The sequence below is a fragment of the Chromobacterium violaceum ATCC 12472 genome (genome assembly GCF_000007705.1).
In the GTDB taxonomy this organism is placed as follows: domain Bacteria; phylum Pseudomonadota; class Gammaproteobacteria; order Burkholderiales; family Chromobacteriaceae; genus Chromobacterium; species Chromobacterium violaceum.
In genome coordinates this window covers 4,693,968-4,709,413 of record NC_005085.1, presented here as the reverse complement: position 1 = coordinate 4,709,413, position 15,446 = coordinate 4,693,968, and the positions used below count along the sequence as shown (strand labels likewise).

13 protein-coding genes are annotated in these 15,446 nt (G+C 66.6%); 6 read left to right on the top strand and 7 right to left on the bottom strand.

Features of this window, described 5'->3' with window-relative positions; all coding sequences use genetic code 11:
* Nucleotides 1-47: 47 nt before the first annotated feature.
* Nucleotides 48-695 carry a MarC family NAAT transporter gene (locus CV_RS21665; RefSeq protein WP_011137911.1) on the bottom strand — a complete coding sequence of 216 codons (648 nt, stop codon included), beginning with the start codon at nucleotides 693-695 and terminating at the stop codon, nucleotides 48-50.
* Between the two features lie 189 nt (nucleotides 696-884).
* Between CV_RS21665 and CV_RS21660 the strand changes: the two genes are divergently transcribed.
* The 3 genes from CV_RS21660 (at nucleotide 885) to dinB (ending at nucleotide 3,147) form a co-directional block, all read left to right on the top strand.
* A complete protein-coding gene (locus CV_RS21660; RefSeq protein WP_011137910.1) occupies nucleotides 885-1,340 on the top strand; it encodes a copper chaperone PCu(A)C in 456 nt (151 codons plus the stop codon).
* Nucleotides 1,341-1,699: 359 nt separating this feature from the next.
* The gene (locus CV_RS21655; protein ID WP_043596923.1) at nucleotides 1,700-1,999 is read left to right on the top strand and encodes a SelT/SelW/SelH family protein; all 300 of its coding nucleotides are present in this window, start codon (nucleotides 1,700-1,702) and stop codon (nucleotides 1,997-1,999) included.
* An 8-nt stretch (nucleotides 2,000-2,007) separates the two neighbouring features.
* A complete protein-coding gene (gene dinB, locus CV_RS21650) occupies nucleotides 2,008-3,147 on the top strand; it encodes a DNA polymerase IV (protein WP_011137909.1) in 1,140 nt (379 codons plus the stop codon).
* Between the two features lie 3 nt (nucleotides 3,148-3,150).
* On the opposite strand, the gene CV_RS21645 is transcribed toward dinB, so the two are convergent.
* The 6 genes from CV_RS21645 to CV_RS21620 all read right to left on the bottom strand — a co-directional run bounded on the left by CV_RS21645 (nucleotide 3,151) and on the right by CV_RS21620 (nucleotide 11,613).
* The gene (locus CV_RS21645) at nucleotides 3,151-5,913 is read right to left on the bottom strand and encodes a M16 family metallopeptidase (RefSeq protein ID WP_011137908.1); all 2,763 of its coding nucleotides are present in this window, start codon (nucleotides 5,911-5,913) and stop codon (nucleotides 3,151-3,153) included.
* Between the two features lie 146 nt (nucleotides 5,914-6,059).
* Nucleotides 6,060-7,154, bottom strand: coding sequence for a rod shape-determining protein RodA (gene rodA, locus CV_RS21640; RefSeq protein ID WP_043596921.1), 1,095 nt, complete (start codon nucleotides 7,152-7,154; stop codon nucleotides 6,060-6,062).
* Nucleotides 7,135-9,075 carry a penicillin-binding protein 2 gene (gene mrdA / locus CV_RS21635; RefSeq protein ID WP_011137906.1) on the bottom strand — a complete coding sequence of 647 codons (1,941 nt, stop codon included), beginning with the start codon at nucleotides 9,073-9,075 and terminating at the stop codon, nucleotides 7,135-7,137. The genes rodA and mrdA overlap by 20 nt, the downstream gene beginning before the upstream one ends.
* A gap of 14 nt (nucleotides 9,076-9,089) precedes the next feature.
* Nucleotides 9,090-9,593, bottom strand: a complete 504-nt coding sequence (gene mreD / locus CV_RS21630; RefSeq protein WP_011137905.1) for a rod shape-determining protein MreD — start codon at nucleotides 9,591-9,593, stop codon at nucleotides 9,090-9,092.
* A gap of 6 nt (nucleotides 9,594-9,599) precedes the next feature.
* Nucleotides 9,600-10,508: a rod shape-determining protein MreC gene (gene mreC / locus CV_RS21625; RefSeq protein WP_011137904.1), complete on the bottom strand. Its 909-nt coding sequence runs from the start codon at nucleotides 10,506-10,508 to the stop codon at nucleotides 9,600-9,602.
* A gap of 61 nt (nucleotides 10,509-10,569) precedes the next feature.
* Nucleotides 10,570-11,613 carry a rod shape-determining protein gene (locus CV_RS21620; protein WP_011137903.1) on the bottom strand — a complete coding sequence of 348 codons (1,044 nt, stop codon included), beginning with the start codon at nucleotides 11,611-11,613 and terminating at the stop codon, nucleotides 10,570-10,572.
* A 353-nt stretch (nucleotides 11,614-11,966) separates the two neighbouring features.
* Between CV_RS21620 and gatC the strand changes: the two genes are divergently transcribed.
* The 3 genes from gatC (at nucleotide 11,967) to gatB (ending at nucleotide 15,376) form a co-directional block, all read left to right on the top strand.
* Complete coding sequence (gene gatC / locus CV_RS21615) at nucleotides 11,967-12,254, top strand: Asp-tRNA(Asn)/Glu-tRNA(Gln) amidotransferase subunit GatC (protein WP_011137902.1); 288 nt, start codon at nucleotides 11,967-11,969, stop codon at nucleotides 12,252-12,254.
* An 82-nt stretch (nucleotides 12,255-12,336) separates the two neighbouring features.
* Entirely contained in the window at nucleotides 12,337-13,788 is a 1,452-nt protein-coding gene (gatA, locus tag CV_RS21610) for an Asp-tRNA(Asn)/Glu-tRNA(Gln) amidotransferase subunit GatA (RefSeq protein WP_011137901.1), read from the top strand.
* 160 nt (nucleotides 13,789-13,948) lie between these two features.
* Nucleotides 13,949-15,376, top strand: a complete 1,428-nt coding sequence (gene gatB / locus CV_RS21605) for an Asp-tRNA(Asn)/Glu-tRNA(Gln) amidotransferase subunit GatB (protein WP_011137900.1) — start codon at nucleotides 13,949-13,951, stop codon at nucleotides 15,374-15,376.
* Nucleotides 15,377-15,446 lie beyond the last annotated feature (70 nt).

The following is a 15,446-nucleotide window of genomic DNA, read 5'->3' as shown; positions in this document are numbered from 1 at the left end:
GGACTATCCGTTCATTGTGGCAGAAATGGGGTTCGCGCGCGCGGCGCTCAAGAGCCGGCCATGAAGGTGCGGATGCCGGAGCCGACGAACTGCACGCCGATGCAGATCAGCAAGAAGCCCATCAGCCGGGTCATCACCTCGCGGCCGCCGCGGCCCAGCCGCTCCGAGATCAGCAGCGACGACTTCAGCGTCAGCCACATGCCGACGCAGGTCAGGCCGATGGCGGCGAAGGTCATCGCGAAGGCCAGCGCCTTGGCCGGCAGCGTGGAGAGCTCCGCGATCTCGGTGGAGATGCCGATCACCACCGCGATGGTGCCCGGACCGCTGATGCCGGGCATCGCCAGCGGGAAGAAGGCGTAGTCCTCGCGTTCGCCCGACTGTCTGGGCGCCTGGCCCGGATCCTGCGACAGGAACAGCATGCGGTAGCCCAGCACCGCCACCACGAAGCCGCCGGCGATGCGCAGCGCGCCGTAGGAAATGCCGAAGGCGGCCATGATCAGGTTGCCGGCCAGCAGGCTCACCGCCATGATGGCGGCTGCGAACACGCAGGCGCGGCGGGCTTGTGAGTCGCGGTGCGAGTCGCTCATTTCGCGGGTCAGCGTGATGAACAGCGGAATCTTGGACAGCGGATTGGTGATGGTGATCAGGCTGAGCAGACCGCCGAACAGGAATTGCAGCGACAGGGTTTTGAACATGGTGTTGAGGCCGGGTATCTAGCCCGCAGATTGTAGAGGCTTACGTTGCGGCGGGGTAGCCGGGGACTGCGCTTTAGACCGGCGGCATGGCGAGGTGTGGCGGGAGGCCGACGGATGCGGCAATTTGTCGCGTTCGCCGGCCCGCGCGGCGTGCTAGAGTGAGAGCCATTTTCAATTGGAGACTCCGCGATGAAACGTTTCGCCGCCGCCCTGCTCGGCCTGTGCCTGTCCGGCCTGGCCGCCGCCCATTCCTTCCAGCTGGGCGCCATCCAAATCGGCCATCCGTGGAGCCGCGCGATGCCGGCGGCCAGCCAGACCGGCGGCGTCTATCTGTCGCTGGAGAACCAGGGCAAGGCCGAGGACAAGCTGGTGTCGGCCAGCACGCCGCGCGCAGAGCGCGCCGAAGTGCATACCCACGTCAACGACAACGGCGTGATGCGGATGCGCAAGGTGGAGGGCGGCGTGGCGGTCGCGCCGGGCCAGACCGTCAAGTTCGCGCCGGGCAGCTACCACATCATGCTGCTGGGCCTGAAGCAGCCGCTGAAGGCAGGCGACCGCTTTCCGCTGACGCTGAGCTTCGAGAAGGCCGGCCAAGTGGAAGTGCAGGTGGTGGTGCAGGACGGCGCCGGCGACCACGCGCACTGATAGCGCTACCAAGCGATATCCGCAGCAGCTTGCCGCCGTTGTCGGCGCAAGCTGCTGTTTTTTTTGGCAATGGCCAGCGTTGCGCCGAAGTGACATGGTGCTTTGCAGCAACGTCGCCGCCGACCGTTCCGGGCTTTACAGTCCGGGTCCGGCTGGGCACACTGGCCCGAGCAACACGGTTTGAACAAGACGACATCCGCGACGCCGGCCCCCGACTCGGCACTGCGCCAAGTCTGCCAAATACAAGAGAAACGATGGAGGAGAGGGTGCTCCGCACCCGAACAATACGCTGCAAACAGGGGGTCGGCGCCATTTTTTGCGTTATGCTGTCGTTTTGTACCCGTGTTCGTCTTTCCATCATGAATCCGTCCGCCCCTCCCGCTTCCCTGCCCCGCGTCGTCATCCATTACTGCACCGGCTGCCGCTGGCTGTTGCGCGCCGGCTGGCTGGCCCAGGAACTGCTGACCACTTTCGAGAAAGAGCTGGCCGAGGTGGCGCTGCGTCCCGGCAGCGGCGGCGTGTTCCGCGTCGAGGTCGACGGCGAGCTGCTGTGGGACCGCAAGGCGGAAGACGGCTTTCCCGAGCTGAAAATCCTCAAGCAGCGGCTGCGCGACCGCATCGCGCCGGACAAGGCGCTGGGGCACAGCGACCGTCCCTGAGCGCCGCGATGAACGCCCCGCAACGCAAGATCATCCACGTCGATTGCGACTGCTTCTACGCCGCGATCGAAATGCGCGACGACCCCAGCCTGCGCGACGTGCCGCTGGCGGTGGGCGGCCGCCCGGAGACGCGCGGCGTGGTCGCCACCTGCAACTACATCGCGCGGCGCTACGGCGTGCATTCGGCGATGTCGTCGGCGCGCGCGCTCAGGCTGTGCCCGGAACTATTGATCGTGCCGCCGGACATGGCGCGCTACCGGCTGGCCAGCCAGCAGATCATGGCCATCTACCAGCGCTACACCGAGGTGATCGAGCCCTTGTCGCTGGACGAGGCTTATCTCGACGTCACCGGCCAGCCGCATGAGCGGGGCAGCGCCACGCTGATGGCCGAGGCGATACGCCGCCAGATCCGCGACGAGGTGGGCATCACCGCGTCGGCCGGCATCGCGCCCAACAAGTTCCTGGCCAAGGTGGCCAGCGACTGGAACAAGCCGGACGGCCAGTATCTGATCCGCCCGCGCGACATCGACGCCTTCGTCGCCGTGTTGCCGGTGGAGAAGATACACGGCGTCGGCCGCGTCACCGCCGAGCGGCTCCACCGGCTGGGCATACGCAGCTGCGGCGATCTCAGGCGCTGGTCGCCGGCCGACCTGTTCCGCCATTTCGGCAGCTTCGGCGAGCGCCTGCTGGCATTGGCGCACGGACGCGACGAGCGGCCGGTGTCCACCGACCGCAGCCGCAAGACGATCAGCGTCGAGGAGACTTACGCGCAGGACCTGCCCGACCTCGCCAGCTGCCTGTCCAAGCTGCCGGAGCTGGTGGACCGGCTGCAGGCGCGGCTGGCGCGCAGCGGCAGCCCGGCATTCAAGGGCTTGTCGGTGAAGCTGAAGTTCGACGATTTCAGCCAGACCACGGTCGAGCAGCCGGGCTACGCGCTGTCGATGGCGGCCTTCGGCCAGCTGCTGCGCGCCGGCCACGCGCGCGGCGCGCGGCCGGCGCGGCTGCTGGGCGTGGGCGTGAAGCTGGCCGACGATTTCGATCTGCCGCGCCAGCTGCGGCTGTTTGGCCGCGACGGCCGGCCGCTGCCGGACAGCGCGCCGCCCGCCGAGGCGCCGCCGGGCGGGCCGGAGGCCGACTCGGCGGCCTAGCGCTCAGGGCGTCGGCTGGCCCGCGGCCGGCTTGGCGGCGAAGTCGCCGGCGTAGGCCTGGGTCAGCAGCTCCGGCTTCAGATACTTGCGCAAGGCGGCGTTGACGTCGTCCACCGTCAGCCTGTCCAGCGTCGCCAGCCGTTCCTGGGTGAAGGCCATGGTGCGGCCCTGCCACAGCTGGCGCTGCAGCAGATCGCTGAGCGGGCCGTCCTGGGCCAGCGCCACCTGGTAGGTCCGCAGCAGGCCTTGCTTCGCTTCCGCCAGCTCCTGGGCGGTGACGCCGTCGCGCAGCAGCCGCGCCAATTCCTCGGCCACGCCCCGCTTGAGCTTGTCCAGGTTCTGCGGGGCGAAGATCGCGCCCATCCGCCACGCGCCCACCTTGCCGAAGCTGGCGGCGTCGACGCCGCTGCCGGCGCCGTAGCTGATGCCGTCCTGCTGGCGCAGCCGGGTCAGCAGCCGCGATTGCGCGCCGCCGCCCAGTATCTCGTTGGCCAGCAGCAGCGCCGGGTAGTCGGGCGAATCGTCGCTGATGGCCAGCGGCAGCGAGGCGCTGTAGACCGCGTTGGCCTTGTCCGGCGTGGCGACGGACAGGCTGGCCGGCTTGGGCGGCGGCAGCAGGCCGTCGACGCGGCGGTAGGCGGCCTTGCTGTTCCAGCGGCCGAACAGCTGGTCCAGCCGAGCGCGGACGGCGGTGTCGTCGAAATCGCCGACCAGCGCCAGCTGCGCGTGGCCGGCGCCGTAGAACTGCTGGTGGAAGCGCTTGAGCGCGTCCAGCTTCACCCCGGCGATGTCGCGGTAGGATTCGTCCAGCGTCGGGCTGTAGCGGATGTCGTCTCTGGCGTAGGCGTTCAGCTGCTGGCTGACGGCCTGGCCGGCCAGCGCCTGCGGCTCGCCGCGCGAGGCGTCGATGCCGGCCAGCGCCTGGCGCTTCAGTTGCTCGAACTCGTCGGCGGGGAAGGCCGGCTGCTGCAGCAGCTCGGCGATCAGATCGAGCAGCGCCGGCAGGTTCTGGCGCGTGGTCTTGAAGCGCACCTGCAGATCCTGGCCGTCCTGGCCGATGTCCAGGCTGGCCTGCAGCGCGTCCAGCTGGTCGGCGATGGCCGCGCGGCCGAGCTTGCGGCTGCCCCGCTCCAGCATGTTGGCGGCCAACTCGGCCGTCGCGGCCTGGCCGCGCAGGCTGTCGGCGTCGCCGAAGGAGAAGCTGAACGCCCCGTGCACGGCATTGCCGCGGGTCTGCTTGGCCAGCAGCGCGAACTCGGCGCCGTTGGCGAGCCGGCCGCGACGGGTGCGGGCCTCGATATTGGCCGGGCTGGCGTCGAAGGCTTCGCCGGCGGCGACGGCGGCCTTGCCCTGGTAGCCCTTGATCATCGCGGCCACGTCCGGAACCGGCGGGATGACGGCGCGGTCGGGCTGGGCGGTGGGAATGAACTGGCCGTAACTGCGGTTGCTGGGCTTGAAGTAGTTCTCCGCCGCCCGCTGCACGTCGGCGACGGTCAGCGCCTCGATGCGGTCGCGCTGCAAGAAATACAGCCGCCAGTCGCCCTGGGCGATGGATTCGGACAGCTGCACCGCCAGCCGCTGCGGGTCGTTCAGCGTTTGGTCGATGTCCTTCAAGAGCGCGGCCTTGGCGCGCTTGAGCTCGGCGGCGGTGATGGGCTTGGCGCGGATGGCCTCGACGCTGGCCTGCAGAATGGGGCGGACCTCGGCCAGGCTCTGGCGCTTGGACAGCTCGGCCATGAACAGGATGTAGCCGGGCTCGGCCAGCTCGAACGGCATCGCGCTGACGCCGACCGCCTTGTGGGCGCGGACCAGGCTCTGGTACAGGCGGCCGTTGGGCGTGTCGGCCAGGATCACCGCCAGCGCCTGCAGCGCGGCGCTGTCCGGGTGGCTGCTGGCCGCGGTGCGGTACAGCGTCGCGGCCAGCTGGGTGTCGCCGACGCGGCGCACGGTGACTTCGCGCTCGCCGTCGCGCTGCGGCTCCTCGGTCCAGGTGGGGACCAGTTCGCGCTGCGGGCGCGGGATCTTGCCGAACACCGCCTCGATCCGCGCCAGCGCGCGCGCGGGGTCGAACTTGCCGCTGACCAGCAGCACCGCGTTGTCCGGCTGGTAGTACTTGCGGTAGAAAGCCTGCAGGTTTTCGATGCGCACCTTCTCCACGTCTGAGCGCGCGCCTATCGTGCTGTGGCCGTAGTTGTGCCAGTCGAAGGTGATCGCCGACAGCTGCTTCCACAGCACGTTGGCCGGATTGTTCTCGCCTTGCTCCATCTCGTTGCGCACCACCGAGAACTCGGTGTCCAGATCGCTTCTGGCCACCTTGCTGTTGACCATGCGGTCGGCCTCCATCGCCAGCGCCCAGTCCAGGCTGGCCGGGTCGGCGGGGAAGGTTTCGTAGTAGTTGGTGCGGTCGAAGAAGGTGGAGCCGTTGAACTGCATGCCGCGCTTGGACAGCTCGGACATCAGGTTGCCGCTGGTGGGCGTGCCCTTGAACAGCATGTGTTCCAGCAAATGGGCCATGCCGGTTTCGCCGTAGCCTTCGTGCCGGCTGCCGACCAGATAGGTCAGGTTGACGGTGGTGGTGGGCTTGGAGTCGTCCGGGGCCAGCAGCACGCGCAGGCCGTTGGCCAGCCGGTATTCGCTGATGCCCTCGACACTGGCGTAAGGCAGCGTCTGCGCGCGCTGGACGGCCGGCGCGGCGGTTTCGGCGTGGATGGGCAGCGCGGGCGACAGGGCCAGCGCCAGCAGCAGGCTCAGGGTCTTCAGTCTCATGGATTAGCTTGCGTTTCCTTGCGGGATGGAAGGCGGTCCGCTTGACGATGCCGCAGCGGCGTTGGCGGCGTCAAGCCGCGCGCGGCGGATGGACAAACCGGCCTGCTTGGGCAGGCCGGCTCGGCAAGGGTTCCGGAGCGGGGCGCTCAGCGCCGCAGATTGCTGATGCCCATCAGCATGCCCATGCCGATGAACAGCGTGACCGAGGCGGTGCCGCCGTAGGACATGAAGGGCAGCGGCACGCCGACCACCGGCAGGATGCCGGACACCATGCCCATGTTGACGAAGGCGTAGACGAAGAAGGACATGGTGATCGATCCGGCCATCAGCCGGCCGTACAGCGTCTGCGCGCTGGCGGTGATCATCATCGCCCGGCTCAGGATCAGCAGGTAGAGCGTCAGCAGCACCGCGTTGCCGGCCAGGCCGAACTCTTCGGAATAGACGGCGAAGATGAAGTCGGTGGTGCGCTCCGGGATGTAGTCCAGGTGGGTCTGGGTGCCGTTGAGCCAGCCCTTGCCCCAGGGGCCGCCGGAGCCGATGGCGATCATCGACTGGATGATGTGGTAGCCGGTGCCCAGCGGGTCGGTGGTGGGGTCGATCAGGGTCAGCACCCGCTTGCGCTGGTAGTCGTGCAGGTGGTTCCAGACGATGGGCAGGCTGGCGGCGGCCATCACCGCGCCGGCCAGAATGACTTTCCACGGTAGGCCGGCGAAGAACAGCACGAAGAAGCCGGCGGCGGCGATCAACAGCGCGGTGCCGAGGTCGGGCTGTTTCAGCACCAGGCCCACCGGCACCAGCATGATGGCGGCGGCGATCAGGTAGTGCCACCAGCGCAGCGACAGCTCGTACTTCTGGAAGAACCAGGCCAGCATCATCGGCAGCGCGATCTTCAGGATCTCCGACGGCTGGATGCGGGTGACGCCCAGGCTCAGCCAGCGGGTGGAGCCGTTGACGGTGATGCCCTTGAAATGCACCGCGATCAGCAGCAGCACGCCGATGACGTAGATGGGCGGCGCGAAGTTCATCACGCTCTGCGGCCGCATCCGCGCGATCACCCACATCACGGTCAGCGCCATCGCGGTGTAGATCAGCTTGTTGTCTATCTTGTCGAAGGACTGGTTGTTGGCGGAGTACAGCAGCACCATGCTGACCGCGAAGATCAGGCCGAGGAACAGCATCAGCCAGCCGTCCAGCGGCTCTTTTATCTGCTGCCAGATGTGCTTAATCAGCGGCGTCTTCACGTACGTCTCCGTTTTCCATCGGCACGGTCTTGAGCATGCCGGCCAGGTCGTTGCGCACCTTGCCGGTCAGGTAGAAGTCGAACAGGCCGCGCGCCACCGGCGCGGCGGCGGCGGCGCCGAAGCCGGCGTTCTCGACGATGATGGCCACCGCGATCTTGGGCTGCTCCACCGGCGCGAAGGCGATGAACCAGCTGTGGTCGCGGTACTGCTCGGCCAGCGCGGCGGCGTTGTATTTGGCGCCCTGCTTGATCGCCACCACCTGGGCGGTGCCGGTCTTGCCGGCCATCGTGTACTGCAGGCCGGCGCCGACGCGGGCGCCGGTGCCGGAGATCATCACGTTGCGCATGCCTTCCTTGATGTAGTCGAAGTATTCCTTCGGGTAAGGCAGCTGCCGAATCGGCTGCGGCTCGATCTGGCGGGATTTTCCGGTTTTGGAGTCCACCACCTGCTGCACCAGGTGCGGTTTGAACACCTGGCCGCCGTTGGCCATGATGGCGGTGGCGTTGGCCATCTGCAGCGGGGTGTAGGCGTTGAAGCCCTGGCCGATGCCGATGCTGACCACATCGGCCGGATACCAGCGCCGCACCTCGGGCTTGTAGCGGGCGAAACGCTTGGCCTTCCACTCCTTGGAGGGCAGCACGCCGGTGGCCTCGCCGTCCAGGTCGATGCCGGTCTTGCTGCCCAGGCCGAAGGAGCCGACCACCGGGTGGATCTTGTCTATGCCCATGTCCCAGGCCAGCTTGTAGAAGAAGGTGTCGCTGGACACGGTGATCGCGCGCTGCAGGTTGACCATGCCGTTGCCGCTCTTCTTGCTGTCGCGGAACTGGTGGCTGGAGCCGGGCAGCGTGAAGTAGCCGGGCGCCGGACGGATGTCGTGCATGCCTATGCTGTGGGTGTTCAGCGCGGCCATCGCCATGAAGGGCTTGAAGGTGGAGCCGGGTGGATAGGTGCCGCGCAGCGCGCGGTTGATCAGCGGCTTCTGCCAGTCGGTGTTCAACGCGGTCCAGGTCTGGGTGTCGATGCCGTCGATGAACAGGCTGGGATCGAAACCCGGCTTGGACAGGAAGGCCAGCACGCCGCCGGTGTTGGGGTCGATCGCCACCAGCGCGCCGCGGCGGTCGCCGAACAGCTTGTCGGCCATTTCCTGCAGCCGGATGTCCAGCGCCAGCTTCAGCGTGTTGCCGTTGACCGGCGGCGTGCGGCGCAGGCTGCGCACCGCGCGGCCGCCGGAGTCGGTTTCCATCTCCTCGAAGCCCACCTGGCCGTGCAGGTCGTCCTCGTACACCGCTTCCAGGCCGGTCTTGCCGATGTAGTTGGTGCCCTTGTAATTGGTGGTCTTGTCTTCCTCTTCCAGCCGCTCCTTGTCCTTCTGGTTGATGCGGCCGATATAGCCCAGCACGTGGCTGGTCATCTCTTTATACGGATAGTCGCGGAACAGCCGCGCCCTGACCTCGACGCCGGGCAGCTCGAAGCCATGGGCGGCGACGCGCGCGGCTTCGTCGTCGGTCAGCTTGACCTTCAGCGGAATCGCCTCGAAGGTCTTGCTCTCGGCCAACAGCTTCTTGAACAGCTTTTCGTCGCGCGGGCTGACGTCGGCCAGCGTCTTCAGCTTGGCGATGGTGGCGGCGAGGTCGGAAATCTTGCTTGGCGTCAGCTCCAGCGTGTAGGCGGAGTAGTTCTGCGCCAGCACGATGCCGTTGCGGTCCAGGATCAGGCCGCGGTTGGGCAGAATGGGCACCAGCGAGATGCGGTTGTTCTGCGCCAGCGTCGAGAAATGGTCGTGCTGCAGCACCTGCAGCCAGACGAAGCGCGCGAGCAGGATGAGGAACATCAGGATGATCAGCGCGTAGGCGATGACCAGCCGCAGCTCGAACTGGGCCTCTTCGGACTGCGGGTTCTTGAAACGGGACGGGCGGCGCATGGGTCAGTCGAGTTTCATGCCGTGTGTTGGCGGTAGGGGATCAGCATCAGCTTGGTCAGCAGCGGCCACAGCAGCGCGCCAATCAGGGGCGGCAGGAAGTAGCTCCAGCCGACGAAGGCGGAGCCGGTCAGCATCCGCACCACCACCATGATCAACTGGTTGGTCAGCATCAGGCCCAGCACCACCAGCGCCTGCTGGCCCAGGTTGAACATCACCAGCTGGCGCTGGCGGCTCAAGGCCAGGAAGGCGGTCACCGAGTAGGCCAGCGCGTGCTGGCCGAACAGGCCGGCGGTGGACACGTCGGCGATGATGCCCATCAGGAAGGCGATGCCGATGTTGACGCGGCGCGGCTGGTTGATCACCCAGTACAGGATCAGGAGGCCGATGAAGTCGGGCAGCCAGCGCGTGCTGCCGTGCGGCAGCGGCACCAGCTCGATCAGCACGGCGATCACGAAGGTGGTCAGGATGAAGCGGCGCTTGACCGGCTTGAGCAGTTCCTTGGGACGGTCCAACGACATCTGGGCTTACTCCTCGTCGGCGGACTTCTTGCCGCCCTTGGTCTTCTTCTCCGGCAGCGGCGGCGGTTCCGCCGGGCGCGGGCGCGTTTCCTTGGCCTGCAGCACCAGCACGTAGCGGGTCTGCTGCACGCCGGACAGCGGCAGGGTGCTGACGCGGGTGAAGGCGGCGCCGGCATTGCGGTCCACCTTGCTCACCACCGCCACCGGGATGCCTTCCGGGAACACCCCGTCCAGGCCGGAGGTGACGATGCGGTCGTTTTCCTTGACGTCCGAGCTCTGCGGCAGGTAGCGCAATTCGATGCCGCCCCCATAACCATAGAGGATGGCGCGCTCGCCGGTGCGGGCGATCATCACCGGCACCATCTGGTTCTTGTCGATGATCAGCGTCACTTCGGCGGTCAGCGGCTGCACGCGGGTCACCTGGCCCAGCAGGCCGCGCGAATCCACCACCGGCTGGCCGGCTTGCAGCTTGGCGTCGTCGCCCTTGTCGATGATGATCTTGTACGAGAACGGGTCGCGGCCGGTGTACAGCGTCTCGGCGATCTGGGCGGAGTCGTCGCGCTGGGCGCGGATGCCGTTCAGCTGGCGCAGCTGGTTCAGCTCGCGCTCCAGCGTCTGCAGCCGGCCCAGCTGGGCCGCCATCTGCAGCTGCTTCTCGCGCAGCGCGGTGTTTTCCTGCTTCAGCTCGGCCTGCGAGGTCAGGTAGTCGCCGGCGTGGCGCACCGCCTGCGCCGGCATGTTGACCGCGCGCTGCACCGGGTACAGCGCCAGCGACAGCGCCTCGCGCGCCTGTTCCATCAGGCCGTAGCGGCTGTCGCCGATCAAGAGCGCGATGGACGCGACCACGCTCATGGCCAGGCGCGCAGCCGGCGGCGGCCCGGAGCGGAAGAAGCTAGGGGTGTTGGCGAAATCCATGGCCACAGCCACCGCGCCTTGACGGCGCGGCGTTCGCTCGGTTTAGTTCGTTGCTGGAAGTTTAAGGCACGTTGGTGAAAATGGTGCCGATCTTGTCCATTTTTTCCAGCGCCTTGCCGGAGCCGCGCACCACGCAGGTCAGCGGTTCCTCGGCCACGAACACCGGCAGGCCGGTCTCTTCCGCCAGCAGGCGGTCGATGTCCTTCAGCAGCGCGCCGCCGCCGGTCAGCACCATGCCCTTCTCGGCGATGTCGGCGCCCAGTTCCGGCGGGGTCTGCTCCAGCGCGATCTTCACCGCGGAGACGATCTGGTTCAAGGGCTCGGTCAGCGCTTCCAGGATTTCGTTGGAAGACACGGTGAACGCGCGCGGAATGCCTTCGGCCAGGTTGCGGCCCTTGACTTCCATTTCGCGCACCTCGGCGCCCGGGAAGGCGGAGCCGATGGTTTTCTTGATTTCCTCGGCGGTGGTTTCGCCGATCAGCATGCCGTAGTTGCGGCGGATGTAGTTGATGATGGCTTCGTCGAACTTGTCGCCGCCGACGCGCACCGAGTTGGAGTAGACCACGCCGCCCAGCGAGATCACGCCCACTTCGGTGGTGCCGCCGCCGATGTCCACCACCATGGAGCCGGTCGGCTCCTCCACCGGCAGGCCGGCGCCGATCGCGGCGGCCATCGGCTCCTCGATCAGCTCGACGCGGCGCGCGCCGGCGGCCAGCGCGGAGTCGCGGATCGCCTTGCGCTCCACCTGGGTGGAGCCGCAGGGCACGCAGATCACGATGCGCGGGCTGGCGGCGAAGAAGCGGTTCGGGTTCACCTTCTTGATGAACTGCTTCAGCATCTGTTCGGTGACGGTGAAGTCGGCGATCACGCCGTCCTTCATCGGGCGGATGGCCTGGATGCTGCCCGGGGTGCGGCCCAGCATGCGCTTGGCTTCCAGGCCGACGGCCAGGATGGACTTTTTGTTGGTCGGCGCGTCGTTGTGGATGGCGACGACCGAAGGCTCGTCGAGGACGATGCCCTTGCTGCGCATGTAGATCAGGGTGTTGGCGGTGCCGAGGTCGATGGCGAGGTCGTTGGAGAAGTATCCGGTCAGCGAACGAAACATTGGGCGGTCCTGGTCAGTTTTCGTCAGTGGCGGACGCCGGCGGCGTCCGTAAAAATCCAGTTTAATCTGTGGCAGGCCCGTTTCCCCGCCTTTTTATCAGGCGTGGCAACTATTCACTGTTTTCAGCGTTGCGCACGGGCGTTTTGTCGCGCCGATGCGGGGAGCGTCAAACAGTTGTTGCCGGTCTTTCCCGGCGGCGGATCCGGCCTGCGTCTGCTGGCCCCGGCGCAGGCTCCCGGAGGGGCGGAAAATGCCCCCGGAATGCGTCGCGGCGCAATGTCGATCTTGGGAGAATCAAACGGGGTATGATACCCTATAAAGCTTGAAATATTAAAGGTTTTAACGAGGAAACCATGTCGCTGACGCATCAGGATGTCGCACGGATCGCCAAGCTTGCCCGCATCAACGTGAGCGAGGCGGAAATCGCCGCCACGGCGGACCAGCTCAACAATATTTTCGGCCTGATCGAAAAGATGCAGGCCGTCGACACCGCCGGCATCGAGCCGATGGCGCATCCGCAGGATGTTTCCCTGCGCCTGCGCGACGACGTCGTCACCGAACCCAACCGGCGCGAGGCCTTCCAGGCGGTCGCGCCGCAAGTGGAAAAAGGCCTGTTCCTCGTTCCCAAAGTGATCGAGTAAGCCTGTGAGCCGTCCCGCCGCGATTGGTTCCCAGAAAATCGCCGGCCGGGCCAGACTATCCGGATAGCAAGATTTGATCGAAATGACACAAGCCACCCTCAAGCAATTGTCGCAACAGCTGGCGGCCAAGCAGGTTTCCAGCGTGGAGCTGGCCAGCCAGTACCTGGACCGCATCGAGGCGCTGAACCCGCAGCTCAACGCCATCGTCACCGTAGACCGCGAAAAGACGCTGGCCGAGGCCCGCGCGGCCGACGCCCGCCTCGCCGCCGGCGATGCCCGTGCCCTGACCGGCGTGCCGCTGGTGCACAAGGACCTGTTCTGCCAGCAAGGTTGGAAAACCAGCTGCGGCTCCAGAATGCTGGACAACTTCGTTTCGCCGTACAGCGCCCACGTGGTGGAGCAGTGCGCCGCCGCCGGCATGGTGACGCTGGGCCGCGCCAATATGGACGAGTTCGCGATGGGCTCGTCGAATGAAAACTCGTTCTACGGCGCGGTGAAGAACCCGTGGGACCTGAACGCGATTCCGGGCGGTTCGTCCGGCGGCTCCGCCGCCGCGGTGGCCGCGCGCCTGGCGCCGGTGGCCACCGCCACCGACACCGGCGGTTCCATCCGCCAGCCGGCCAGCCATTGCGGCGTCACCGGCATCAAGCCGACCTACGGCGTGGTGTCGCGTTACGGCATGGTGGCCTACGCCTCCTCGCTGGACCAGGGCGGCCCGATCGCCCAGACCGCCGAGGACTGCGCGCTGATGCTGAACGTGATGGCCGGCTTCGACGCGCGCGACTCCACCAGCCTGGAGCGCGCCAAGGAAGACTACGCCCGCGACCTGAACCAGTCCTTGTCCGGACTGAAGGTGGGCCTGCCCAAGGAATACTTCGCCGCCGGTCTGGACGCCGACGTCGCGCGCGCCGTCGACAACGCGGTGGCCGAGCTGAAAAAGCTGGGCGCCGAGGCGGTGGAGATCAGCCTGCCCAATACCGAGCTGTCGATCCCGGCTTATTACGTGATCGCCCCGGCCGAGGCCTCGACCAACCTGTCCCGCTACGACGGCGTCCGCTACGGCCACCGCGCCAAGGACTACAAGGACTTGGTCGACATGTACGAGAAGACCCGCGCCGAAGGCTTCGGCGACGAGGTCAAGCGCCGCATCCTGGTGGGTAGCTATGTGCTGAGCCACGGTTACTACGACGCCTACTACCTGAAGGCGCAGAAGATCCGCCGCCTGATCGCCAACGACTTCAAGGCCGCCTTCGAGCAGTGCGACGTGATCCTGGGGCCGGTGGCGCCGACCGCCGCCTTCAATATCGGCGAGAAGTCCGGCGATCCGGTGCAGATGTATCTGTCCGACATCTACACGCTGTCGGTGAACCTGGCCGGCCTGCCGGGCATGAGCGTGCCGGCCGGCTTCGCCGCCAACGGCCGCCCGATCGGCCTGCAGATCATCGGCAACTACTTTGCCGAAGCCAGGATGCTGAACGTGGCGCACCAGTTCCAGCAGGCGACTGACTGGCACGCCAAGGCGCCGTCGCTGTAAAACCAGCGGCTCGACGCGAATACGGCGTTGGGCGCGCTTGCCGTACTCAATGTACTGTCTGCGCGCGCCCGCCTTGTCTTCGCGCCGCTCGCGCGCTGGCTAATAAGTTTACGTTTCCCAGAGCGATGCTGCGCTCTGGCATGAAAAGGATTTTCCGACTATGAAATGGGAAGTCGTAATCGGTATCGAGGTGCATGTGCAGCTCAATACCGCCTCCAAGATTTTCTCCGGCGCCAGCACCGCTTTCGGCGCGGAGCCCAACACCCAGGCTTCCGCGGTGGAGCTGGCGCTGCCCGGCGTGTTGCCGGTGCTGAACCGCGCGGTGGTGGACAAGGCGATCCGCCTGGGCCTGGCGCTGGATGCCAACATCAACCAGAAGAACGTGTTCGCCCGCAAGAACTACTTCTACCCGGACCTTCCCAAGGGCTACCAGATCAGCCAGATGGACCTGCCCATCGTCGAGCACGGCAAGCTGAAAATCCTGGTTGGCGATCAGGAAAAAGTCATCGGCGTGACGCGCGCCCACATGGAAGAGGACGCCGGCAAGAGCCTGCACGAAGACTTCCAGGGCCTGTCCGGCATCGACCTGAACCGCGCCGGCACGCCGCTGCTGGAAGTGGTGTCCGAGCCCGACATGCGCTCGGTCGACGAGGCGCTGGCCTACGTCAAGGCCTTGTACACCCTGGTGACCTGGCTGGGCATCTGTGACGGCAATATGCAGGAAGGCAGCTTCCGCATGGACGTCAACGTGTCGGTGCGCCCGGAAGGCCAAAAGGAATTCGGCACCCGCCGCGAGATCAAGAACCTCAACTCCTTCCGCTTCCTGGAACAGGCCGCCAAGTACGAGATCCAGTGGCAGATCGACACGCTGGAAGACGGCGGCAAGGTGCAGCAGGCCACCGTGCTGTTCGACCCGGATACCGGTGAGACCCGCATGATGCGCAGCAAGGAAGACGCGCACGACTATCGCTACTTCCCGGACCCGGACTTGCTGCCGGTGCGCATCTCCGACGAGCAGGTTGCCCGCATCAAGGGCGAGATGCCGGAGCTGCCGGGCGCGATGCAGGCCCGCTTCGTCGACGCTTACGGCGTGTCCGCCTACGATGCGGCGCTGCTCACCTCCAGCCTGGCGCAGGCGCAGTATTTCGAAGCCGTGGCCAAGGCCTCCGGCCAGGGCAAGCTGGCGGCCAACTGGATCAATGGCGAGATCGCCGCGCGCCTGAACCGCGACGGCAAGGACATCCTAGACTGCCCGATCTCGGCTGAGCGCCTGTCCGGCCTGATCGCGCGCATCGCCGACAACACCCTGTCCAGCAAGCTGGCCAAGCAGGTGTTCGACGCGCTGTGGGACAGCGAGCTGTCCGCCGACGCCATCATCGAGCGCGACGGTCTGAAGCAGGTGTCGGACGTCGGCGCCATCGAGAAAATGGTGGAAGAGGCGATCGCCGCCAATCCGAAGGCGGTGGAGGAATTCCGCGCCGGCAAGGAAAAGGCGCTCAACGCCTTGGCCGGCCAGGTGATGAAGGCGTCCAAGGGCAAGGCCAATCCGGCCCAGGTGCAGGATATCCTGCGGCAAAAACTGTCCTGAGCGCTCTGCGTTTGAAACAGCAAGGCGGCCTGAATGGCCGCCCTGTTGTTTTTTAAATACATGGCTGAAA

Excerpts from the sequence above, each read along its gene's own strand:
- CV_RS21665 (WP_011137911.1), bottom strand. The coding sequence starts at position 695 with ATGTTCAAAACCCTGTCGCTGCAATTCCTGTTCGGCGGTCTGCTCAGC.
- CV_RS21660 (WP_011137910.1), top strand. The coding sequence starts at position 885 with ATGAAACGTTTCGCCGCCGCCCTGCTCGGCCTGTGCCTGTCCGGCCTG.
- CV_RS21655 (WP_043596923.1), top strand. The coding sequence starts at position 1,700 with ATGAATCCGTCCGCCCCTCCCGCTTCCCTGCCCCGCGTCGTCATCCAT.
- dinB (WP_011137909.1), top strand. The coding sequence starts at position 2,008 with ATGAACGCCCCGCAACGCAAGATCATCCACGTCGATTGCGACTGCTTC.
- CV_RS21645 (WP_011137908.1), bottom strand. The coding sequence starts at position 5,913 with ATGAGACTGAAGACCCTGAGCCTGCTGCTGGCGCTGGCCCTGTCGCCC.
- mrdA (WP_011137906.1), bottom strand. The coding sequence starts at position 9,075 with ATGCGCCGCCCGTCCCGTTTCAAGAACCCGCAGTCCGAAGAGGCCCAG.
- mreD (WP_011137905.1), bottom strand. The coding sequence starts at position 9,593 with ATGTCGTTGGACCGTCCCAAGGAACTGCTCAAGCCGGTCAAGCGCCGC.
- mreC (WP_011137904.1), bottom strand. The coding sequence starts at position 10,508 with ATGGATTTCGCCAACACCCCTAGCTTCTTCCGCTCCGGGCCGCCGCCG.
- CV_RS21620 (WP_011137903.1), bottom strand. The coding sequence starts at position 11,613 with ATGTTTCGTTCGCTGACCGGATACTTCTCCAACGACCTCGCCATCGAC.
- gatC (WP_011137902.1), top strand. The coding sequence starts at position 11,967 with ATGTCGCTGACGCATCAGGATGTCGCACGGATCGCCAAGCTTGCCCGC.
- gatA (WP_011137901.1), top strand. The coding sequence starts at position 12,337 with ATGACACAAGCCACCCTCAAGCAATTGTCGCAACAGCTGGCGGCCAAG.
- gatB (WP_011137900.1), top strand. The coding sequence starts at position 13,949 with ATGAAATGGGAAGTCGTAATCGGTATCGAGGTGCATGTGCAGCTCAAT.